This window comes from Micromonospora sp. II (assembly GCF_001709195.1).
GTDB classification, from domain to species: Bacteria; Actinomycetota; Actinomycetes; order Mycobacteriales; family Micromonosporaceae; genus Micromonospora; species Micromonospora chalcea.
Window position 1 is genome coordinate 1 of the sequence record NZ_LYXF01000026.1, and the last position, 21,296, is coordinate 21,296.

The window sequence follows — 21,296 nt, forward strand, 5'->3', positions numbered from 1 at the left end:
TCGGCCTGGCCGCCCAGCTTGCCCTCGGTGCCCACCTCGCGGGCCACCCGCGTCACCTCGTCGGCGAACGACGACAGCTGGTCCACCATCGTGTTCACCGTGCGGCCGATGCGCAGATACTCACCCCGGAGCGGACGACCGTCTATCTCCAGCGCCATGTGCTGGGAGAGGTCACCGTCGGCGACCGCCACGATCACCCGGGCGATCTCCGTGGTGGGCCGGCCCAGGTCGTCGATGAGCGAGTTGACCGCCCGCTGCCCCTCCGCCCAGGAGCCGTCCAGGCCCTCGTCGTCCAGGCGCTCGGTGAGCCGGCCGTCGCGGCCGACGATCCGGCTGATCCGGCGCAGGTCCAGGTGCTGCCGCTCCTGCAACGACACCACGTCGTTGAAGGCGTCGGCGACCTCACCGGGCAGTCCGGCCCGGCGCGGCAGGCGTACCCGCAGGTCACCGTGCGCCACCCGGCGCAACGCGTCGACCAGCTCGCCGAGGAGCACCTCGTGGTCGGGCGCGGACGGGTCCGCGGTCACCGACTGTTTTGCCGTGGTCATGGTTCCTCGCTCCGCTCGGGCTCGTGCCGTCACGCGGCCATCCCATCATTCTGCCGCGCGATCCGTCGAGGTCACGGCGTGCAACCGTGCGTCACGCGCCGTATCCGCCCGACTGGCCGGTTCGCCGGACCCTTGGCACCCGGGGCCGGACCGGTGGAGGATACGGAGGTGTCAGCGGAGGCGGGGGCCACTCGGAGCGGCGGTGCGGACGAGCACGTCCGCCGCGTCCGCCTCCCCGCAGACCGCCGCACCCCGGCGGCGGCCCGCGCGGTGGTACGCACCATGCTGCTCGAAGCGCGGCTGCCCGAACTGCTGAACGAGGCGCTGCTGCTCACCACCGAGCTGACCACGAACGCCGTCGAACACGCGCGCACCGAACTGGACATCGAGGTCGAAGCCGACCCGAACGGCCTCACCGTCACCGTCACCGACTTCGCCTCCGGACCCGTCGACGAACTGATCGTCGGCGTGCGCAACACCACCTCCGACATCACCGAAGTGGCCGCGCGGGGACGCGGACTGCTGCTCGTCGACCACTTCTCCAGCCGGTGGGGCACCACGTACCTGCCCACCGGCAAGGGCGTCTGGTTCCGCCTCGACCGGCCCGGCCCCGGCGGGCCCGCCCGCCCGTCGGCCGGCCCACCGCCGGTGACCGAGCCGGAACGGACCGGCGACGGTACGCCCAGCGCCGCCGCGATGAGCGAGTTGATGCAGATCACCCCCGACCCGTACGCCGACGAGCCACTGCCCGAGTTCGCGACCGCCCTGCTGAGCCGGGTCGGCGAAATGGTCGGCGCCGCCGGTGGCACGGTCCGGCTGGACCGGGGCGACGGGCTCGGCACCCAGGTGTTCGCCCGGTACGGCCGGCACCCGCGTGAGGGCAACGAACTGCTGCGCGTACCGCTCGCCGTGCACCGCCCGTACACCGGTGAGCTGGAACTGGACGCGGCACCCTCCACGTACGCGCGGCCGCTGGCGGTGCTGGCCGCCGAGCGGCTGTCGCTGCACCTGGAGAACGACCGGCTGCGCCGCGCCGACGTACGCCGGTCCACCTGGCTGACGTTCCTCGCCGAGGCGAGCGAACTGCTCGCCCAGTCGCTGGACGTCGAGCTGACCATGGCGCTCATCCCGCAGCTCGTGGTGCCCCGGCTCGGCCAGTGGTGCGCCGTGCACACCACCGACGAGTGGGGGCGGCTGCGTCTCGCCGCCTCCAGCCACGCCGACGAGGCCATGCTGCCGCAGCTGCACCGGATCCTCCAGGAAACCGGCCCGGACTCGATCCAGTCCCGGCTGCGCGAGGCGTCCCGCAACGCCGCCCAGGTGCCGCTCGGCGGACCGATGGAGGGTTTCGCCGTACCGCTGATCGCCCGTGGCCAGCGGCTCGGCACCCTCGCGGTGGGCCGGCACCAGCGGCACCGGCACGACCCGGACGAGGTCTCGGTGCTGGAGGACGTGGCCCGCCGCGCCGCCCTCGCCATCGAGAACGCGCGCATCCACGCCGAACGCCGCCGGGTCGCCCAGACGCTCCAGCAGTCCCTGCTGCCGCCGGTGCTCCCGGTGGTCGAGGGCATCGGCTTCGCCGCCGAGTACGTCCCGACCGGCGACGACGCGGAAGTCGGCGGCGACTTCTACGACGTGGTCCCGCTGCCGGACGGCCGCTGGCTCGTGGTGGTCGGCGACGTATCCGGCAAGGGCGTGCAGGCCGCCGCCGTGACCGGCCTGGTCCGGGACGTGATCCGGGTCCTCGTCGGCGACGGCAAACCGCTGCCCGAGGTGCTCAGCCGGCTCAACGAGACGCTCGTCGAGCGCGGCGGCGGACGCTACTGCACGCTGGCGCTGGCGGCCGTCTCACCCGGCGACGGCGACCAGCTCGACGTCTCGCTGCACCTGGCCGGCCACGACCGCCCGGTGCTGCTGCACGGCGGAGGCGGCGCCACCTTCGTCGGCACCGGCGGTACGGCGCTGGGCCTGCTCGACACGATCACCACGCCGACCGCCGAGCTGGCGCTCAAGCCCGGCGACGCGCTGATCTTCTACACCGACGGGGTCACCGAGCGGCGGCGCGGACGCGAGCTGTTCGGCACCGAACGGCTGCGCGAGTCGGCGGCGCCGCTGGCCGGGTACTCGGCCGACGTGGTGGCCGCCCGGCTGCGCGCGGCGACGATCGCCTTCTCGGTGGAGCCACCGCGCGACGACATAGCCGTCCTGGTCCTCCGAAACGACACCCCGTAGCCCTCTCCCCGCGCCCCGCCCCCGGTTCCGACTCCGGTTCCGACCCGGCGGTGATCAAGGAGTTTGTGGCCTGGGGAGGCGCGAAACGTGACACAAACTCCTTGATCACGACAGTGGTGGGGAGTGCGGGTTGTCGGTGGCGGGTGGGCGGCGCCAGCTCGCCGAAGTGGTGGCATCCGGCGCACGTGGACACAACCACCACCCCGAACTGGTGCCTGCCGGTGCCGCGCCCGCTGGGACGGGCGTCCAGTGTGGAGGCAGGTCGGGGTGCCGGGCGAGCAGGCCGAGGCGGGCCGGATTCAGAGACCACCGGGGAGGCGGCCGGGGGCCAGCCGGTGGTGCGGGTCCAGGTGGGCCTTGGCGCTGCGCAGGCGCGGCAACGCGGGCAGCTCGCCCCAGAGGTCCACGGCACGGCGCACCGCCGGCGGCGCGGCCACCACCACACACCGGCCTCGCCGGGCGATCAGCACGCTGCGGACGGCGGTGAGGATCGAGGCGACCCGCTCCGGCGGCAGCGCGCCGGGCAGGGCGGCGTGCACCGCGCCGCCGCCGGCCGAGCCGCGTACCGGCACGGGGGTGCCGGCGGCGTCGCGCAGCGCGTAGACGGCGGCGTGCAGGTCGTTGATCGGCACCTCGATGCGCAGCGCGGTGTCTCCGGGCGCGAAGGGATAGCGCCCCCACCACTCCGGCGCGTGGTGGCTGACCATCGCCGGGGCGCCGAGCACGGCGGTGAGCCGTTCGGCCCGCTCGGTCACGTCGGCCGGGCCGCCCTCCAGGAGCACCACCAGGCTGCCCGCGGCAGGCCGGCCGGTCACGGCCGGGTGATCGGGGCGGTTGATCACCGACGGGTGCGTGGCCGGAATCCGGCGACGGGGCAACGGCACCGGCACGGGCAGGTCCAGCTCGACGGCGGCCGGGCCGACGCCGGACGCCAGTACGGCACGGACCAGGTCGTGCACCTCCAGCGGGGTCCAGACCGGACGGGACACCCAGACCCGGCTCGCGGGCACGGCCTGCACCCGCATGGTGGCCGAGACCAGCACGCCGAGCCCGCCCTGCGAGCCGCAGAGCAGCCGTGCCACGTCCAGCCCGGGCATCCCACCCCGACCGAGGATCGCATCGCCACCACCGCGACCCGGACCTCCGTCGGCACCGGCACCGGCCGCCGGAGCGCGTCCGCCCGGACGGCCACCGCCGACACCCGGGGCGGCCCGGCCGAACGCCTCCGTGCCGGACTCGCCGACGCTCACCAACTCGCCGTCGGCGTCGAGATAGCGCACGCCGATGAGCTGGGCGCACGGGCTGCCGTGCCGGTGCCGCAGCGGACCGGACTCGTCGGCGGCGAGCACCCCGCCGAGCGTCGCGCCCGGCGAGGGCGCGTCGACAGGCAGCCGCCGGTTGGTACGCGCCAGCGTGGCCTGGACGGCGCGCAGCGGCGTACCGGCGCCGATCTCGGCCACCGCCGCGGCATGCGGCTCGTGCCAGACGCCGGCGAGGCGGCCGGTGTCGAGCATGATGTCCACCTGCGCCGGAGCGGCGCCCCAGTCGATCTTCGTGCCGGCGCCGCGGGGCACCACTGTCAGGTCGTACGCCGCGGCCAGCCGCAACACCTCGGCGGCGGCGTGCGGGCCGCCCGGCACGGCCACCCAGCGGGCGGTACGCCCGGCCACCTCGTCGGCCGGGCCGGCGAAGCGGGCGAACGGCGAACCACAGATCTCCGCCAGCTTCCGGGTGATGTCGAGGGCTCCGGGTCGGTTGGTGGAACGAGCTGCATCCGCCATGGCGCTTATCGTACACATGTTCGAAAGCCCTGGCGGCGAGTCGCCGGATTCGCGCGGCGGGCGGCCCCGGCGGCGGTCCGGCGCCCGGTAACGTGGCGCCGTGACCGAAACCCCACTGCCCGTCGCCAAGCGCGTCCCGACCGAGCGCGTCCATCACGGTGACACAGTCCTCGACGAGTACGCCTGGCTCGCCGCCAAGGACGACCCGGACACGATCGCCTACCTGGACGCCGAGAACGCGTACACCGAGGCGCGCACCGCCCACCTGGCCGAGTTGCGCGCGGAACTGTTCGAGGAGACGCGCCGGCGCACCCAGGAGACCGACCTGTCGGTGCCGACCCGCAAGGACGGTCACTGGTACTACACCCGCACCGTCGAGGGGCAGCAGTACGGCGTGCACTGCCGCCGCGCGGTCCGCCCCGGCGAGACCGCGCCCCCGGTCAGCGCCGACGGCGCGCCGCTCGACGGCGAGGAGGTGCTGCTCGACGGCAACCAGCTCGCCGAGGGGCACGACTTCTTCTCGCTCGGCGCGTTCGACGTCAGCCCGGACGGCCGCTGGCTGGCCTACTCCACCGACTTCTCCGGCGACGAGCGCTTCACGCTGCGGATCAAGGACCTGACCACCGGCGAGTCGCTGCCGGACGAGGTGCCGGACACGTTCTACGGCACGGCGTGGTCGAGCGACGCCTCGACTCTGTTCTACGTGACGGTGGACGAGGCGTGGCGGCCGAACCGGGTCTGGCGGCACACCGTCGGCACGTCGTCCACCGAGGACGTGGTGGTCTACCAGGAGGACGACGAGCGGTTCTGGGTCGGCGTCGAGCTGACCCGCTCCGAGCGCTTCGTGGTGATCGACATCCACAGCAAGATCACCAGCGAGGTGCGGGTGATCCCGGCCGCCAACCCGACCGGCGAGCCCGCCGTCGTGGCCCCGCGGCGTCAGGGCATCGAGTACGCGGTGGAGCACCACGGCCACCGCTTCCTGATCCTGCACAACGACGGCGCGGAGGACTTCGCGCTCGCGTACACCTCGGCGGACGCGCCGGGCGAGTGGACGCCGCTGATCCCGCACACGCCGGGCACCCGGCTGGAGGCGGTCGACGCGTTCGAGAACCACCTCGTGGTGTCGCTGCGCGCCAACGGGCTGACCGGTCTGCGGGTGCTGCCGGTCGGCAGCGACGACAGCTGGGACATCGACTTCCCCGAGCCGATCTACAGCGTCGGGCTGGACGCGAACCCGGAGTACCGCACGAACGAGGTACGGCTGCGCTACACCTCGCTCGTCACCCCGGACTCGGTCTACGACTACGACCTGGTGACCCGGGAGCTGACGCTGCGGCGGCAGAAGCCGGTACGCCCCGGGCCGGACGGGCGGCCGTACGACCCGGCCGACTACGAGCAGCACCGGGACTGGGCGCTCGCCGACGACGGCACCCGGGTACCGATCTCGCTGGTCTGCCGCCGGGACACCCCGCGCGACGGCTCGGCGCCCGCCGTCATCTACGGCTACGGGTCGTACGAGGCGAGCATGGACCCGTGGTTCTCGATCGCCCGGCTGAGCCTGCTCGACCGCGGCGTGATCTTCGCGGTGGCGCACATCCGGGGCGGCGGCGAGCTGGGCCGGCGCTGGTACGACGAGGGCAAGCTGCTGGCGAAGAAGAACACGTTCACCGATTTCGTGGCCTGCGCCCGGCACCTGGTGAAGGCGGGCTGGACGGCGAGCGACCGGCTGGTCGCCCGGGGCGCGTCGGCCGGTGGCCTGCTGATGGGCGCGGTGGCGAACCTCGCCCCGGACGCGTTCACCGGGATCGTCGCGCAGGTGCCGTTCGTGGACGCGCTCACCTCGATCCTCGACCCGTCGCTGCCGTTGACGGTCACCGAGTGGGAGGAGTGGGGCAACCCGCTGGACGACCCCGAGGTGTACGCGTACATGAAGTCGTACACGCCGTACGAGAATGTGACCGCCGCCGACTACCCGGCCATCCTGGCGGTGACCAGCCTCAACGACACTCGCGTGCTCTATCACGAGCCGGCCAAGTGGATCGCCCGGCTGCGCGCGCTCGCGCCGGCCGGCGACTACCTGCTCAAGACCGAGATGGGCGCGGGCCACGGCGGGCCGAGCGGCCGGTACGACTCGTGGCGTGAGGAGGCGTTCGTCAACGCCTGGATCCTGGACCGCGTCGGCCGCGCGTGACGGGGTTCAGGCGGCCAGTGCCGCGGTGAGCACCTGCGGGTCGGCGTTGCCGCCGGTCACGACCGCGACGGTACGGCCGGCCGGCAGCTCGCCACTGTGGAAGAGCCGGGCGGCCAGGGCGACCGCGCCGCTCGGCTCGGCCACCAGTCGCGCGTCCCGGAGCAGCCAGCCGGTGGCCGCCATGATCTCGTCCTCGGTGACCGTGACGATGCCGTCGAGCCGGTCCCGCAGGTGGGCCAGCGTCAGCGCGGACAGGCTGGTCCGCAGCCCGTCGGCGCACGTCCGGTAGGTGCGTTCGACGTCCCAGACGACCACCTCAGCGGCGGCGAGTGACTCCTGGGCGTCGGCGGCCAGTGCCGGCTCCACGCCGATCACGGCGGCGGACGGGCGCAGCGCCTTGACCGCAGTGGCCACGCCCGAGCCGAGCCCGCCGCCGCCCACCGGCACCAGCACCACGTCCACGTCCGGCAGGTCGGCGACGATCTCCAGCCCGACGGTGCCCTGACCGGCGATGACCGCCGGGTGGTCGAACGGCGGCACCAGCGTCGCGCCGGTCCCGGCCACGATCCGCTCCGCCTCGGCGAGCCGCCGGGGCGGCGGCACCAGCCGTACGTCCGCGCCGAGAGCCCGCATCCGGGCCACCTTGACCTCCGGCGCCCCCTCGGGGACCACCACCGTGCAGGGCGCGCCGAGGGCGCGGGCCGCGTACGCCAGGGCTTGCCCGTGGTTTCCCGACGAGTGGGTGACCACCCCCCGGGCGCGGGTCGCGGGATCGAGCCGGGCCACCGCGTGGGTGGCGCCGCGCAGCTTGAACGACCCCACCGGTTGCAGGTTCTCCGGCTTGAGCCACAGCTGATCGTCCCAGAGCACCGGCACCAACGGGGTCCGCAGCACGGTACCGGCCACGTCCTCGGCGGCGGCGCGGATGTCGGCGATCGAGATCAGCTCCATCGCACCAACCTAGACTGCCGGCATGAGTGCGGAGGAGCCCTCGGCGGCGCGACGCGGACCGACCTGGCTGATCCTCGTGGTGGTGGCCGCCGCGCTCGTCGTCTGCTGCTGTTCGACGGTGATCGGGCTGGTCGTCGCCGGCTCCGCCGGGCTGCTCGGCCGCTGACCGCCGGGCCCGGACGCCGGCCGTCCCGGCCCGGCGGGCGCCGCCGTCCGTGCCGCTCGCCGCCCCGTGCCGGCGAGCAACGTCAGCGGGTCCAGGCCGGGTTCCGCCCGGCCCGGCCGAGCAGCGCGTCCATGCTGGCCGGCGCCGCCTCGGTGGGCACCGGCGGGCCGAACGCGCCCATCTTCTGCCCCGTGTCGCCCATGCGGTCCATGAACTCGTGCCCGGCCGACACCACGGCCGGGTCCACTGTCAGCTCCTGGCCGGTGGCCCGGGCCAGGTCCCACCCGTGCACCGTGAGGTCGATCAGCGCCATCGACCCGACGGTCTCCTGTGGGAGCCCCATGCCGGGTGACACGCCCTCCAGCGCGGCCGGGTCGGACCACGCCTCGGTGAGCCGGGCCGTCTCGGTCGCGAACCGGTCGCGCCAGCCGTGGGTCAGGTGGTCGGTCTTGCCGGACCAGTCGACCTCTTCCCGGCGGGCCAGCGCCTGGAAGTTGACCACGACGTCGAACAGGTGACCGAGCAGGTCGCGCACCGTGTAGTCGGGGCACGGGGTGGGCAGGCCGAGTTGCTCGTCGGAGATGCCGCGAACCACAGCGACCGTACGCGGCGCCGCGACGGCGAGCAGCTCACTAGTCTTCGTGCTCATAGGGGCAGCGTATGAGGGCGGTCTTGAAGAAATGCGACACGAACCGCGGCGTGACAACCGGGGCATCCTCGATCCGGGCCGGCTGCGGCAGCAGGTCCGGTTCCGGCGCCGGATGGCCGCCCCGGCGTTGCGCCGGTGGGTGGAGCACTACTGGTTGATCGACTGGGATCTGACCGAGCCGTTCGAGCAGCGGGTGGTGCCGCACCCCACCGTGAACGTGGTGTTCCAGGCGCAGGAGGGCGCGCCCGAACAGGGCGAGATCGCCGGCGTCGACACCGGCCTGTTCGCCGTCACGCTGCACGGCGTCGGCCGGGTCTCCGGCGTCCAGTTCCGCCCGGGCGGCTTCCGGCCGTTCTGGCGGCGCCCGGTCGCCGAACTGACCGGCCGGCGCGTGCCGATCCCCGGCGGGCCGATCTGCCCGGGGACCGACGACGAGCGCTGCGCGAGGCTGGACGAGCTGCTGACCTCGTGGCCGCCGGTCGCGGATCCGCTCGCCGCGGAGGCCACCGCGCTGGTCGAGGAGATCCGCGCCGACCGGACCGTGCTTCGGGTGACCGACTTCGCCCGGCGGCGCGGCGTCTCCGTCCGCCGGCTCCAGCGCCTCTTCCTCGACCACGTGGGCGTCGGTCCGAAGTGGGTGATCCGCCGCTACCGGCTCCAGGAGGCGATCGAACAGGCCGCCGCCGGGCCGCTGGACTGGTCGCGGGTCGCCGCCGATCTGGGGTACGCCGACCAGGCCCACCTGGTGCGCGAGTTCACCGCCGTCGCCGGGGTCTCGCCCGCGGCGTACGCCCGCTCGCTGGCGGCCCTGCGGCCGTGACGCGGGCCAGGCCTGCCGAGCGCGGACCAACCCTCACTCCGCGCGGTTACGAACGGTGACAGTCGGCCCGAGCGGCGGGCCTCGCCTCGCGCCGACTTTGCTCTGCAGCCACTGACGCAACGCACACCGACGGTGACGGTGGCGGTGCGACGCCGCCGACCATGGTCAACAGGAAGCGCCTGCTCAGGCGCCTGCTGCACCGATGGCTGCAGAGCAAAGTCGGCAGCAAGCCCACTCACTCGCCCGGCGGCGGCCGTGACGCAGTGTTACAGGCAGCTTGGCTACGGTACGTGACCGGGAACGCGCGTCAGCGGCGGCGGACCGCCACCACCGCAACGTCGTCCTGGATCTCCGGCGGCGCCAACTCGACCAGCAGCCGCTGGCAGAACTGGTCCAGGTCGTCGTCCACCCGGGCGGCGGCCACGCCGAGCGCCGCCATGCCGTCGTCGATGGTGGCGTCCCGCCGCTCGATCAGCCCGTCGGTGTAGAGCACGAGCGTCGCCCCGGCGGGAAGCACGAACTCCAGGTCGGGCGGGCGCGGCGCGCGTACCCCGAGCAGCGGCGCGGACTGCGCCACGAACTCGACCCGGCCGTCCCGGCTCAGCAACGCCGGCAGGTGCCCGGCGCTGGCCATCCGGACCAGCCCGGTCGACGGCTGGAGCAGCAGCACGCAGATGGTGGCCAGCTCATTCGGCAGCAGGTTGCGCATCAGCTCGTTGACCCGGTCCAGGATCACCCCGGGCTGATGGCCCTCGACCGCGTACGCCCGTACCGCGTGGCGCAGCTCGGCCATCACGGTGGCCGCGTGCAGCGAGTGCCCGGCCACGTCACCGATCGCCACCAGCAGGTGCCCGTCGAGCATCACCAGCTCGTAGAAGTCGCCGCCCACCTCGGTCTGCGCGCTCGCCGGCTCGTACCGCACGGCCAGGTCCAGGCCCACGACGTCGGGCAGCCGCTGCGGCARCAGGCTGCGCTGCAACGTCACGGCGATCCGGTGCTCCTCGTCGAAGGAGCGCTGCGCCTCCACCGCCGAGGCGACGGCCTGGGCGAGCTGCACCAGCACCGGCGTGCGGACGGTCTGGGTGGCGGTCGGCACCACCACGTACAGCGGGGCGCGGTCCTCCCGCAGCCGGGAGGCGGCCACCGTCACCGTGTCCCCGTCCGGCCAGCCCGTCAGCGCCCAGTTGCCCGGGTCGTCGACCCGTACCCGGGTGCCGATCGGCACGCCGGTGTCGTCCACCACCCACGGCACGATCGTGGCCGGCGTGTGCGGGTCGACCGCCACCCCGGCCAGGCAGTCCCCGTCGAACGTCTCGGCGACCACCGCCGCGGGGGCCTTGAAGATCCGCGCCGCGCCGCTCGCTGCCGCCTCCAGCAGCCGGACGAAGTTCGGCGTCGCGTGCATCTCCACCGTGGCGTCGGCGAGCGCGGCGAGCCGCTCGGCGAGCTGCTCGGCACGCAGCCGGGCCTGGTAGTAGCGCAGCACCGCGTGCGCGGTGGCGACCAGTTCCTCCGGCTCGATCGGCTCGGCCAGGTAGGCGTCCGCGCCCCGGGTGAGACCCTGCGCCCGGTCGACCACGTCCACCGCGTGGGCGGAGACGTGGATGACCGGAATGTACGGGTGCGTCTCCTTGATCCGCTCGCACACCTCGAAGCCGCTCATGTCGGGCAGCCGCACGTCGAGCACCACGAGGTCGACGTGCTCACGGGCCACCCGGTCCAGCGCCTCCGTGCCGTTCTCCGCCTCCACGGTGACGAAACCGGCCCGGGTGAGCCAGTTCACCAGCAGGTACCGCTTGGGGCCGCTGTCGTCGACCACCAGCACGGTCACCGGCCCGCTGTCCACCGTCACGCTCCGCCCGCGGGAAGGACCACTGTGAACGTGCTGCCCCGGCCGGTTTCGCTCGTCAGCTCCAGCGTCCCGCCGAGCAGCGTGACCAGCCGCCGCGCGTACGGCAGGCCGAGCCCGGTGCCACCGACCCGCGTCGTGCCGGGCACCTGGTAGAACTCCTCGAAGACCCGCTCGTGCAGTTCGGGCGGGATGCCGACGCCGGTGTCGGTGACCGACAGCGTCCACTGCTCGCCCCGGCGCTCGGCGCGCAGGCGTACCTCGCCGCGCTCGGTGAACTTCAGGCCGTTGTGCAGCAGGTTGCGCAGCACCTGGGCGAGCAGCACCTCGTCCGAGCGGAGCGTCGCCGGGGCCGGGGGCTCCTCGACCACAAGCTCCACATCGGAGCGGACGGTGAGCGCCCGCAGCGTGCCGCGCAGCTGCCCGAACACCGCGCGCAGGTCGACCTCGGACCAGTCCGGCTCGATCCGGCCCGACTCCGCCTTCGCCAGGTCGAGCAGCTCGTTGACCAGCCCCAGCAGGTCACCGGCGGAGGACCGGATCAGCCCCACCTGGCGGGCCTGCTCGCCGGTGAGCGGGTCGGAGGCGGAGTCGGCCAGCAGCCGGGCCAGACCGATGATCGCGGTGACCGGCGCGCGCAGCTCGTGGCTGACGTTGGCGAGGAACCGGCTCTTCGACTCGCTCGCGGCCCGCAGCTGTGTGGACTTCTCCTCCAGCTCGGCGTAGAGCGCCACCACGCCCCGGTTGGTCTCCTCCAGCTCCTCGGTGAGCTGGTTGTAGAGCGCCATCACGCCCCGGTTGGTCTCCTGCAGTTCGGAGTTGAGCACCGCCAGCTCGTCGCGCTGGCTGCGTACCTCGTCGAGAGCCGCGATGAGCTGGGAGTTCTGCGCGGCCAGCTCGTCCAGCGCGGAGGCCGGAGCACGCTCGGCCAGCTCGGCCCGGAGCCGGCCGGCGCGTTCCGGCGTCAGCTCCTCGGCGTGGTCGGGCACCCGTCTGGACATCCTCACGACGGTATCGCCCTCGACGGCCACGACCTGCAACGTGTCCACCAGACGCGCGACGGCGCCGGACTTCGGCTCGTACCGGCCGCCTGGCAGTGGACGCAACGGCGACAGGTCGACCTGGAGGATCCGGCGGCCCACGGCGTCCCGGTCGAGAGCGAACGTGACGTCCGCGCCGTCGGCGCCGCTCAACAACTCCCGGGCCACCTCGCTGAGCGCGGTGGCGATCCGCACCTGGTCCTGGTGTTCCAGCCCGACCGCCGCGGCCACCTCGCGGCCGCGCTGCCGGACCAGGAAGATGTCCTGCTCGACCCGGAGTGCCAGGTGCAGAAGGGGTTCGGTCATACCGCCCCCCGCGCGACCAGGACGCAGGCGTCGTCGCGACGGATGCCGGCGTCACGCAGCAGCGTCGCGGCGGCCAGCAACGGGTTGCGCCCGGCCAGCCCGGGGTAGTCGTCCAGGTCCCAGCGATCCACCACCCCGTCACTGTGCATGACCAGGGTGGAGTCACGCGAGAAGGGGTAGTCGTACCCGCGGATCGCCGGACGCTGGTGCCCGGCGATGCCCGGCAGCGAGACGAGCCCGCGCCGCCGCTCGCCCGGCGCGACGATCATCGCGGCGATGTTGCCCAGGCCGGCGAAGCGGAGCAGCCCGGCGGCGGGATCCGGTTCGGCCACCGCGAGCGCCGCGCCCCGGGTGTGCGACATGGCGGCGTGCAGGTGCCGCACCACGACGTCCGGCGGCCCGTCCGGCGCCGAGCGGAACGCGGACACGGCGGCCCCGGTCGCGGCGGCAGCCAGTGGCCCGTGGCCGAGGCCGTCGGAAACCAGCACCTGACGACGGCCGTCCACCTCGCGCACCGCGTACCCGTCGCCGCTGCTCTGCTCGCCGGTGATCGGCCGGGCCAGCCCGGCCGCCCAGTCCGGCTCCGGCGGCGCTCCGTCCCAGACCTGGACGACCAGGACCGTGCCCCGGCCGGGCGTCGAGTAGCCGTCGAACCGGCTCGACTGCCGGGTGATCGCGCCGAGCCCGATGCCGAGCGTGCCGGCGGTGGAGTGACCGTCGACCGACGAGAGCGTCAGGTCGGCCATGCCGGGGCCGGAGTCGATGGCCACCAGTTCCACCCCGGCCCGTCCGGCCCGGCGCGCCGGGCGCAGCAGGAGCGTGCCCTCGCGGGCGTGCTTGACCAGGTTGCTGGTGATCTCGGCGGTGACGATGGCCAGGTCCGCGACACGATCGGTGCTCAGTTCGAGCTGCCGGCCGAGACGCTCGGCGGCCCGGCGTACGCCGCCGGCGGTCGCGCCGTTGTCGACCCGGAACCACACCCCGTGGTCGGGGACCACGTCGGCGGTCATCGTGACCACTTGGTGACGGTGATCCTCGTCCCCTCGCCGACAGCCGTCTGGATGTCGAAGTCGTCCACCAGCCGGCGGGCCCCGCTGAGCCCGAGGCCCAGCCCGCCCCCCGTGGTGTAGCCGTCGGTCAGCGCCAGGTCGAGGTCGGGGATGCCCGGCCCTTCGTCGGCGAAGAGGATCCGTACGCCACGCCGGCGGCCGTCCTCCACTGTGCTCACCTCGGCGCTGCCCCCGCCGCCGTAGATCAGCGTGTTGCGGGCCAGCTCGCTGGCGGCGGTCACCAGCTTCGTCTGGTCGACCAGGGAGAGCCGGACCGCGACGGCCGTGGTACGCACCAACTGCCGGACCCGCACCACGTCCTCGTCGCTGCGGATCGCCTGCGTCGCCGGCACGCCGAGGTCGACGCCCGTGGTCATGCCGTCGCCGTCGTCTCGGTGTCCTCGTCGTCGGCGCCCTCGTCCCACTCGTCGGCCCGGCTGGCCGCGATCAGCTCCATGCCGCGCTCGACGTTCAGCGCGGTACGGATGCCGTTGAGCGACAGCCCCAGCTCGACGAGCGTGATGGCGACGGCCGGGCGCATGCCGACCACCACCGTCTCGGCGTCCAGCACCTTCGAGATGGACGCGATGGTGGAGAGCATCCGGCCGACGAAGGAGTCGACGATGTCCAGCGCCGTGATGTCGATGATCACGCCGTGGCAGCCGGTGGCGACGATCCGCTCGGCCAGGTCCTCCTGCAACTGGATCGCCGTCTGGTCGGACATGTCGACCTGGATGGAGACCAGCAGGATGTCGCCGATCTTGAGGATCGGCACCCGTTCCATCAGGACTCCCGCCGCGGGCGGCGAGCGGTGGTCTCGACCCCGGTCAGGCGCAGCACGTGGCGCAGCGCGTCGGCGAGGCTCGCCTTGGTGGCGATGTCGCCGAACTCGATGCCGAGGGCGACGATCGTCTGGGCGATCTGCGGGCGGATGCCGGAGATGATGCAGTCGGCGCCCATCAGCCGGGCGGCCACCACGGTCTTGAGGATGTGCTGCGCGACCTGGGTGTCCACCGCCGGCACGCCGGTGATGTCGATGATCGCGTACGGCGAGCCGGTGTCGACCAGGGTCTGGAGCAGCCGCTCCATCACCACCTGGGCGCGGGCCGAGTCCAGCGTCCCGACCAGCGGGACGGCGACCACGCCCTCCCAGAGCTTGACCACCGGGGTGGACAGCTCCAGCAGCTGCTCCGCCTGGTCGGCGATCAGGCTTTCGCGGGCCCGGACGAACGTCTCGAACGTGAACAGGCCCATCTGGTCGACGAGCGCGGAGAAGGCGACGAAGTCGCGCAGGGTGTCGTCACCCTTCTCCTCTTCCATCAGCTCCAGCAGGGCGTCCTTGCACGCGAACACGCTGATCGCGGTCTCGGTGGCGGAGAACCCCTGCCGGGCCCGGTTGGTGGACAGCTCGGACAGCACCGCCCGCAGCTCACCGCCGTGCTCGTCGGCCAGGTCGGAGACGCCCTGGCGACCGGCGTCGACCAGCGCACGGTGCAGTTCCTGGACCTGCCGGGCCAGCTCGGCCCGGCTCAGGCGACCGCGCAGCGAACTGGCGACGATCTCCGTCCAGCGGTTGGTCAGCCGGTCCGCGTGCTGACTGAGCAGGTGGGCGAGCCGACCACCCTGTTCGGCGCTCAACGCCATCCTGACCTCCCTGATTTGGACGGGCGGACTCTATCACCGGGGGCTGACGCGGTACTTGTCGCGGAGCAAAGAATGATCGACCGCACCCGTGACCGCTCCCGTTCTGCGCGGCGCGCCCGTCGTGGGATACCGTTTCCCCCGAACACAGGAGGTCGACGAATGTCCTTGACGGTGCACACGGAACAGCGCGGCGACGTGGTCGTCGTGTCGGTCGCGGGCGAGCTGGACATGGCCACGGCACCGCAGCTGCAGGACCAGATCACGGATCTGCTGGACAAGGGGCGCAACCGCCTGGTCTTCGACCTGGCCGAGGTGTCGTTCTGCGACTCCACCGGCCTGTCGGTGTTCGTCCGGGCGAAGAACAACTGCGACGAGGCGGGCGGCGTCGTCCGGCTGGCCGCTCCGCAGCGCGGTGTGCTGCGCATCCTCGAGGTCAGCGGGCTGGTCGAGGTGCTGCACACGTACCCGACCGTGGAACAGGCCGTCGCGGGCGAGCCCACCCCGACCTCCTCCTGACCGGTTCCGCTCAGCGCTCGTCCTCGATGTAGCGGGGACGAGCGATCACCATGCCCGCCGCCGTCTGCACGGCGAGCGCCACCAGCAGGAAGCCGATCGGGGCGGTCCAGCCGCCGGTCGCCTCGTAGAGGATGCCCACCAGCAGCGGCCCGAGCGCCGCGATGACGTACCCGGTGCTCTGCGCGAACGCGGACAGCGCCACGGTGCCCTCGGCGGTCCGGGCGCGCAGCCCGATCGTGGTCAGGATGAGCGGGAACGCGCCCTGGCCGAGCGCCAGCAGCAGCACCCACAGCGGCGCCAGGCCGTGCGGGGCCAGCGCCAGACCGGTGTACGCGGCGGCGGAGAACACGGTGAGCGACAGCACCAGCGGCCGGAGCGTGGCCAGCCGGCCGGCCAGCGCCGGCATCATCAGCGCCACCGGCACGCCCAGCGCGGTCACGCCGGCGAGCAGCAGCCCGGCCGCCTCCGGGCGGTACCCGGCGTCCCGGAAGAGCTGGGCCAGCCAGCCCATGATCGCGTACCCGCTGAGCGACTGCGCCCCGAAGTAGACCGCCATGGCCCAGCCGAGCCGGGTCCGGGCGGGTTGCACCCGGGCCGGGGTGGCGACGGCCACCGCCGGGGGCGCGGCCCGTCGCGCCGCGCGGGCCCGCAGCGCCAGCGGCACCCACGGGAGTACGGCCAGCGCGGCCAGCCCGGCCCAGACGCCGAGTCCGGCCCGCCAGGAGCCGAAGGCGTGCGCGACCGGCACCGCCGCGGCGGCGGCCACCGTCGTGCCCACCGTCAGGGCCATCGTGTACGCCCCGGTGACCAGCCCGGTGCGGTGCGGGAAGTGCTGCTTGACGAGCATCGGCAGCAGGATGTTCGCCACCGCGATGCCGGCCAGCGCGAGCGCGCTGGTGGCCACGAAGACCGCCGCCGAGCCGGTGAGCGCGCGCAGCACCTGCCCGACGGTGAGCGCCAGCATGGCGAGCACCAGCACCCGGGGCGCGGCCCAGCGGCGGACCAGCCACGGGGTGAGCGCGCCCAGTCCGGCGAACGCGATGGTGGGCAGCGTGGTGACCAGGCCGGCCATCGCCCCGGAGAGGCCGAGACCGACCCGTACCTCGTCGAGCAGCGCGCCGAGGCTGGTCACCGCCGCGCGCAGGTTCAGCGCGACGAGCAGCATCCCGGTCAGCACGAGCAGTCCGCCTCGGACCGCGCGGGGCGCCGGGGTGGGGAGGGCCGCGGAGCCGGCGCCGGGGGCGGGCACTGTGGCGGCGGGCGCGGGTGGCGGAGTCATGACCTCGAACCTACAATCATGGGATGAATTTCGGCACGAGGTGTAACCGGTGACACCCGCCGTGGATTCCGTCGTCGTGCCGCCGCGCGGTCACCGGGTCCGCCAGACCATCGAGCAGCTCCGGGAGCGCATCCTCGGCGGCGAGTGGCCGGTGGGCGGGCGCATCCCCACCGAGCCGCAACTCGTCGCCGAGCTCGGCGTGGGCCGGAACACGGTCCGCGAGGCGGTCCGGGCGCTCGTGCACGCCGGGGTGCTGGTGTGCCGGCAGGGCTCCGGCACGTACGTGGTGTCGACCGACGAGCTGGCCCCGGTGGTGGCCCGCCGGCTCACCGACGACCGGATGACCGAGGTGATCGAGGTCCGGCGCGCGTTCGAGGTGGAGGCCGCCCGGCTCGCCGCGTTGAGGCGTACCCCTGAGGACCTGGTGGCGCTCGACGGCGCGCTCGCGGCCCGCGAGGCCGCGTGGCGCGGCGGCCGGGTGGACGAGTTCGTCGAGGCGGACGCCGCGCTGCACACGGCAGTGGTGGCGGCCGCGCACAACGCCATGCTGGCCGAGCTGTACGCCTCGGTCGGCGCCGCGCTGCGCAGCACCGTGGCCCAGGCGATGGGCGAGGCGCTGACCCCGGAGCGGTACGTGGATCACGGCCGGCTGGTGGAGGCGATCCGGGCCGGCGACCCGCAGCGGGCGGCGATCGAGGCCGGTGCTTTTCTCGAAGGACCCGCCGGGGCATAGGTTGTCCCCGACGCAGACTCATCAGGGCACGGGAGTACGGATGCTCAAGGGCTTCAAAGACTTCATCATGCGCGGCAACGTCGTCGACCTGGCGGTCGGTGTCGTCATCGGCGCGGCGTTCACCGGCGTGGTGACCCAGCTCACCAAGTCGTTCCTGGAACCGCTGGTACGCGTGTTCATCGTGTTGATCACCGGCAACGAGGACGGGATCGGCGGCTCGACGCCGTCCTTCCGCGGCGTCGCCTTCGACTGGGTGGCCTTCGTCAACGCGCTGATCACGTTCGTGCTCACCGCGGCGGCGCTGTACTTCCTGGTCGTCTACCCGATGAACAAGCTCGCCGAGCGCCGCAAGCGCGGCGAGGAGCCGCCGCCGTCGGCCCCGAGCGAGGAGGTCAAGCTGCTCACCGAGATCCGTGACGCGCTGCTCGCCGGCAACCACGGCACCCCGGGCCAGCGCAGCGCCCTGGACGACGTGCTCGGCCGCCGGCAGGAGCCGCCCGCGCCGCGCTGACGCCATAGCCGATCGGCCCCCGCGACAATCTCGCGGGGGCCGACGTGTATCGAACACATGTTCGATAGAGTCCGGGCATGGAGCAGCGTAGGCACTGGTGGAACGGGAAATGGGGACGCCTCGCCCGGCGTGACGTCTTCCTCCGGGTGGACGGCGACCGCTGGCACGTGGAGCAGCGGGCCGGCGGCGCCGAGGGGGTTTCCCGGTTCTACGAGCACGCCAGCGTCGAGGAGGCGGAGGAGACGGTCCGGGCGCTGCTGGACGGCACCGACACGTGGCGCGAACTGTCCCCCCGCCCGCCGGGCGGCTGGGCCCCGTCCGTTTAGCGCCCGCGCGACCCGGGAACCGCTGCCGTATGAGCCAGCAGCAGGACACCGTCTCCCGGGTCACCACCGGCATGCGGGTGGTCGACTCCGCAGGCGTCGAGGTGGGCACAGTCGATCTCGTCCAGCGCGGCGACCCGGCCGCGGTGACCGTGCAGGCGCCCGCGCCGGTCGACCCCGGCAGCAGCCTGGACGAGCTGATCGAGTCGGCGGCGGTCGAGGAGCCGGACGTGCCGGCCGACCTGGCCGCACGGCTGCTGCGCGACGGCTATCTCAAGGTCTCCACCGACCTGGTCCGCACCGGCGCGGTCTACGTGCTGGCCGACCGGATCGCCGCGGTGCACGACGGCGCGGTACGCCTGACCGTCCCGGCCACGGAGCTGCCCGCCGAGGAGTGACGCCCGCCGAGGTGATGAATTTGTCACCCGCAGTAATAGGTGATCAATGCAAGTTGCCCGGAAAAGCCGCCCGTCAATCCCCTTGCACAGAGTCTCAATGCCATGACTTTGCGCTTTAATCGCTGATGAACGACTTGATCGTTGATCTTCAAAAACATTGCGCGTGTTCTGGTATCTACATCGGCCTCTCGCCACGGATAGTAATTGGCGAACCAAGGGGGCCGAGGGGGAACAATGAACGAAGCGCTGGCGGAACCGCTCACCGGATATCAGGTGGTGGCCGTGGCCACTGCCGTCGCCGGAGTGGTGGCGGGCCTGGTGCGGGCCTACGTGGCATACCGCGCCCGGATGAACGAGGAACGCGAGGCGACAACACGCACCACAGCGCGGGTCACGTGGCTGATCCGGCTGGCCGAGGCGGACCATGACGTCGTACGGATCGTGGAGCGCGATCGCGACGGGCATCGGGAGGTCGAACTGGGCGGGCGCGCTGCGTCGAAGCCCGGCCCCGTCGAGGAGGCGGCGTGACAGACATCAAGGGCACCGCCGCTCTCACACCGGATCCCGACGACAACGACGCTCTGCGCGAGGCGGAGGCGGCCCGCCTGAAGGCCGTTCACGACCGGGAGTTCGYCGAATTCACCGAAGGCTCGTACCACACCGTGGAACGGATTCTCCGGGCGAGATGCCGGGACCGTCAGGCGGTGGAGGACGCGCTTCACGAAGCCTTTCTGCACGGTCGGGTCGAGTGGTCCAAGCTCCGCGACCACGTCCGGCCGATCGGATGGATCGTCCGTACGGCGCGGTTCAAGATGCTGAAGGATCACGACCGACGACTGCGGGAGGCCGCGGTGGCGCCGGAGGACCTGCCGCCGTCGTCCCACTCGGACATCGCTGACGCGTGGGAGGCGCAGGAGACGCTGCGCGGCTGGTTGCACCAGTTGCCGGTACGGCACGCCGAGGTGTTCCAGATGTCGAAGGAGGGCTTCTCCAACCAGGAGATCGCCCGCATCCTCGGCCTGACCGAGAACAGCGTCCGCTCCTACAAGGCCGCCGCCAAGAAGGAGCTGTGCGAACTGGCCGAGAAGGCCGGCTTCACCCGCTCGGAGAGCGAGCGGCGGCAGGGGGCCGGCCGTGGATCTCGATGACATCCTGGCGCTCGCCGAGACCACACCCAGCCCGTTGGAGCTCGCGCGCGCCCGCCGGGTGGCGCGGACCGTGCAGAGCCAGCACGACCTGTCCCTCGCCGAGGGCTACAAGATCATCGTCGACACCGACCTCGCCGATCCCCTGACCTGGGACGCCGACGAGGCCGTCCGGGTCACCCGCGCCGCCCAGCTGGCGAAGCAGGGCACCGTCACCTGGCTGCCCGGCGACCACGACGCGGAGCGCTTCGAGCGGCTCTCCTGGTCCGACGAGATGGCGATGATCGTCGGGCACGCGCCGGGAACGCTCCGCCTCACCCCGCGGACGCTCGCCGACCTCGTTCATCCCGCCGATGTCGAGCGCGTCCTCGCCGCGGTGCGGACGGCGTGGGAACAGAGCCGCCCCGACGAGATCGGCTTCCGGGTGGTCCAGCCCGGAGGCAGCGTCCGCCACGTGTACTGCCACCTCGAGATCCTCACCGACGCGGGCCGGCCGGTCGGCGTCATCGCCACCGGCGAGGACATCACCGCGCTCGAACTCGCCCGCCAGGAGCAGCGCCGGCTCGCCGTACGCAGCCGGATGCTCGGCCCCGACCCGGCCGTCCGGGACGTGCTCACCGGGCTCCAGACCCGCGGGTACGTGATCGACGAGGTCGACCGGGCGCGGCGCACCACCGGCGGCGCCCTGATCGTCGTGGCGACCGAACCGGCCACCCGGCTGCCCGACGCGCTGACCGACGAGGACCGCGACCAGGTGACGGCGGAGATCGCCCGGACCCTGCGCGCAGTCGCCGGGGACGGCGTCACCAGCGGACTGGTGGGTTCCGGCTCGTGGGGCCTACTGCTCGCCCCCCGGGACGACGCGGGGAAGGCCGAGACCCTGGCCGCCCGGATCGTGGACAAGTTCCGGAACCATCTGTTCAGCGTCCGGCAGAAGCCCCTGCGGCTCAACACCTCGGCCGGCGTGGTCCATTTCGACAACGACATCCCGGACACCGGCTTCGACCTTCTCGTGGACGGCGAGCACGCGGCCCGCGACGCGCACCGCAACGCCACCGCCGTCAAGGTCCTGGAGCGGCCGGTCGCCGAGCGGGAACGGACGGACCGGTGCCGCCGCCGGATTCACCGCGCCGTCTCGGCCAACCGGTTCGCCCTGTACGCC

At 73.1% G+C, this 21,296-nt stretch carries 23 protein-coding genes; 12 read left to right on the forward strand and 11 right to left on the reverse strand.

The window, feature by feature from the left end:
- A partial coding sequence (locus A8711_RS16230) for a HAMP domain-containing protein (protein ID WP_141707665.1) occupies positions 1 to 548 on the reverse strand: 548 nt, incomplete at its 3' end.
- Between the two features lie 168 nt (positions 549 to 716).
- Between A8711_RS16230 and A8711_RS16235 the strand changes: the two genes are divergently transcribed.
- Positions 717 to 2,780, forward strand: a complete 2,064-nt coding sequence (locus A8711_RS16235) for a SpoIIE family protein phosphatase (protein WP_043327416.1) — start codon at positions 717 to 719, stop codon at positions 2,778 to 2,780.
- 299 nt (positions 2,781 to 3,079) lie between these two features.
- Here the strand turns inward: A8711_RS16235 and A8711_RS16240 are convergent, their stop codons facing one another.
- Positions 3,080 to 4,561 (reverse strand): FAD-binding oxidoreductase, encoded by a 1,482-nt coding sequence (locus A8711_RS16240; RefSeq protein WP_069088715.1) that lies wholly within the window; start codon positions 4,559 to 4,561, stop codon positions 3,080 to 3,082.
- Positions 4,562 to 4,661: 100 nt separating this feature from the next.
- On the opposite strand from A8711_RS16240, the gene A8711_RS16245 reads away from it, so the two are divergent.
- Positions 4,662 to 6,755, forward strand: coding sequence for a S9 family peptidase (locus A8711_RS16245; RefSeq protein WP_069088716.1), 2,094 nt, complete (start codon positions 4,662 to 4,664; stop codon positions 6,753 to 6,755).
- Between the two features lie 6 nt (positions 6,756 to 6,761).
- Here the strand turns inward: A8711_RS16245 and A8711_RS16250 are convergent, their stop codons facing one another.
- Positions 6,762 to 7,706: a threonine/serine dehydratase gene (locus A8711_RS16250; protein WP_069088717.1), complete on the reverse strand. Its 945-nt coding sequence runs from the start codon at positions 7,704 to 7,706 to the stop codon at positions 6,762 to 6,764.
- A 22-nt stretch (positions 7,707 to 7,728) separates the two neighbouring features.
- Here A8711_RS16250 and A8711_RS32455 point away from each other — a divergent pair, with 22 nt between their 5' ends.
- Positions 7,729 to 7,872: a hypothetical protein gene (locus tag A8711_RS32455; protein WP_166455678.1), complete on the forward strand. Its 144-nt coding sequence runs from the start codon at positions 7,729 to 7,731 to the stop codon at positions 7,870 to 7,872.
- An 82-nt stretch (positions 7,873 to 7,954) separates the two neighbouring features.
- On the opposite strand, the gene A8711_RS16255 is transcribed toward A8711_RS32455, so the two are convergent.
- Positions 7,955 to 8,521 (reverse strand): TIGR03086 family metal-binding protein, encoded by a 567-nt coding sequence (locus A8711_RS16255; protein ID WP_069088718.1) that lies wholly within the window; start codon positions 8,519 to 8,521, stop codon positions 7,955 to 7,957.
- A 31-nt stretch (positions 8,522 to 8,552) separates the two neighbouring features.
- On the opposite strand from A8711_RS16255, the gene A8711_RS16260 reads away from it, so the two are divergent.
- On the forward strand, positions 8,553 to 9,341 hold the full coding sequence (locus A8711_RS16260) for an AraC family transcriptional regulator (RefSeq protein WP_064448392.1): 789 nt from the start codon (positions 8,553 to 8,555) through the stop codon (positions 9,339 to 9,341).
- A 307-nt stretch (positions 9,342 to 9,648) separates the two neighbouring features.
- Here A8711_RS16260 and A8711_RS16265 read toward each other — a convergent pair whose 3' ends face one another.
- Genes A8711_RS16265 through A8711_RS16290 form a run of 6 tightly spaced genes read right to left on the reverse strand, consistent with a single transcriptional unit; the run spans position 9,649 to position 15,229 of the window.
- Entirely contained in the window at positions 9,649 to 11,187 is a 1,539-nt protein-coding gene (locus A8711_RS16265) for a SpoIIE family protein phosphatase (protein ID WP_064448474.1), read from the reverse strand.
- 2 nt (positions 11,188 to 11,189) lie between these two features.
- Positions 11,190 to 12,536 (reverse strand): sensor histidine kinase, encoded by a 1,347-nt coding sequence (locus A8711_RS16270; protein ID WP_064448391.1) that lies wholly within the window; start codon positions 12,534 to 12,536, stop codon positions 11,190 to 11,192.
- Positions 12,533 to 13,546: a SpoIIE family protein phosphatase gene (locus A8711_RS16275; RefSeq protein ID WP_069088722.1), complete on the reverse strand. Its 1,014-nt coding sequence runs from the start codon at positions 13,544 to 13,546 to the stop codon at positions 12,533 to 12,535. The genes A8711_RS16270 and A8711_RS16275 overlap by 4 nt, the downstream gene beginning before the upstream one ends.
- Positions 13,543 to 13,962, reverse strand: coding sequence for an ATP-binding protein (locus A8711_RS16280; RefSeq protein ID WP_043327430.1), 420 nt, complete (start codon positions 13,960 to 13,962; stop codon positions 13,543 to 13,545). Before A8711_RS16280 ends, A8711_RS16275 begins: the two co-directional genes overlap by 4 nt.
- Positions 13,959 to 14,369 (reverse strand): STAS domain-containing protein, encoded by a 411-nt coding sequence (locus A8711_RS16285; RefSeq protein ID WP_043327433.1) that lies wholly within the window; start codon positions 14,367 to 14,369, stop codon positions 13,959 to 13,961. Before A8711_RS16285 ends, A8711_RS16280 begins: the two co-directional genes overlap by 4 nt.
- On the reverse strand, positions 14,369 to 15,229 hold the full coding sequence (locus A8711_RS16290; protein ID WP_043327435.1) for an STAS domain-containing protein: 861 nt from the start codon (positions 15,227 to 15,229) through the stop codon (positions 14,369 to 14,371). The genes A8711_RS16285 and A8711_RS16290 overlap by 1 nt, the downstream gene beginning before the upstream one ends.
- Before the next feature lie 159 nt (positions 15,230 to 15,388).
- Between A8711_RS16290 and A8711_RS16295 the strand changes: the two genes are divergently transcribed.
- Positions 15,389 to 15,745 carry an STAS domain-containing protein gene (locus tag A8711_RS16295; RefSeq protein ID WP_030500698.1) on the forward strand — a complete coding sequence of 119 codons (357 nt, stop codon included), beginning with the start codon at positions 15,389 to 15,391 and terminating at the stop codon, positions 15,743 to 15,745.
- A 10-nt stretch (positions 15,746 to 15,755) separates the two neighbouring features.
- Here A8711_RS16295 and A8711_RS16300 read toward each other — a convergent pair whose 3' ends face one another.
- Positions 15,756 to 17,024 (reverse strand): MFS transporter, encoded by a 1,269-nt coding sequence (locus tag A8711_RS16300; RefSeq protein ID WP_069088719.1) that lies wholly within the window; start codon positions 17,022 to 17,024, stop codon positions 15,756 to 15,758.
- A 49-nt stretch (positions 17,025 to 17,073) separates the two neighbouring features.
- On the opposite strand from A8711_RS16300, the gene A8711_RS16305 reads away from it, so the two are divergent.
- The 7 genes from A8711_RS16305 to A8711_RS16335 all read left to right on the forward strand — a co-directional run.
- Positions 17,074 to 17,757 (forward strand): FadR/GntR family transcriptional regulator, encoded by a 684-nt coding sequence (locus A8711_RS16305; RefSeq protein ID WP_043327439.1) that lies wholly within the window; start codon positions 17,074 to 17,076, stop codon positions 17,755 to 17,757.
- A gap of 40 nt (positions 17,758 to 17,797) precedes the next feature.
- Positions 17,798 to 18,268 carry a large conductance mechanosensitive channel protein MscL gene (mscL, locus tag A8711_RS16310; protein WP_043327441.1) on the forward strand — a complete coding sequence of 157 codons (471 nt, stop codon included), beginning with the start codon at positions 17,798 to 17,800 and terminating at the stop codon, positions 18,266 to 18,268.
- A 77-nt stretch (positions 18,269 to 18,345) separates the two neighbouring features.
- Positions 18,346 to 18,594, forward strand: coding sequence for a hypothetical protein (locus A8711_RS16315; protein ID WP_026268772.1), 249 nt, complete (start codon positions 18,346 to 18,348; stop codon positions 18,592 to 18,594).
- A 29-nt stretch (positions 18,595 to 18,623) separates the two neighbouring features.
- On the forward strand, positions 18,624 to 18,989 hold the full coding sequence (locus A8711_RS16320) for a hypothetical protein (RefSeq protein WP_069088720.1): 366 nt from the start codon (positions 18,624 to 18,626) through the stop codon (positions 18,987 to 18,989).
- Between the two features lie 234 nt (positions 18,990 to 19,223).
- A complete protein-coding gene (locus A8711_RS16325) occupies positions 19,224 to 19,517 on the forward strand; it encodes a hypothetical protein (protein ID WP_069088721.1) in 294 nt (97 codons plus the stop codon).
- The gene (locus tag A8711_RS16330) at positions 19,514 to 20,137 is read left to right on the forward strand and encodes an RNA polymerase sigma factor (protein WP_141707666.1); all 624 of its coding nucleotides are present in this window, start codon (positions 19,514 to 19,516) and stop codon (positions 20,135 to 20,137) included. Before A8711_RS16325 ends, A8711_RS16330 begins: the two co-directional genes overlap by 4 nt.
- On the forward strand, positions 20,124 to 21,296 hold a 1,173-nt coding region (locus A8711_RS16335), incomplete at its 3' end, for a PAS domain-containing protein (RefSeq protein WP_141707667.1). The genes A8711_RS16330 and A8711_RS16335, both read left to right, overlap by 14 nt.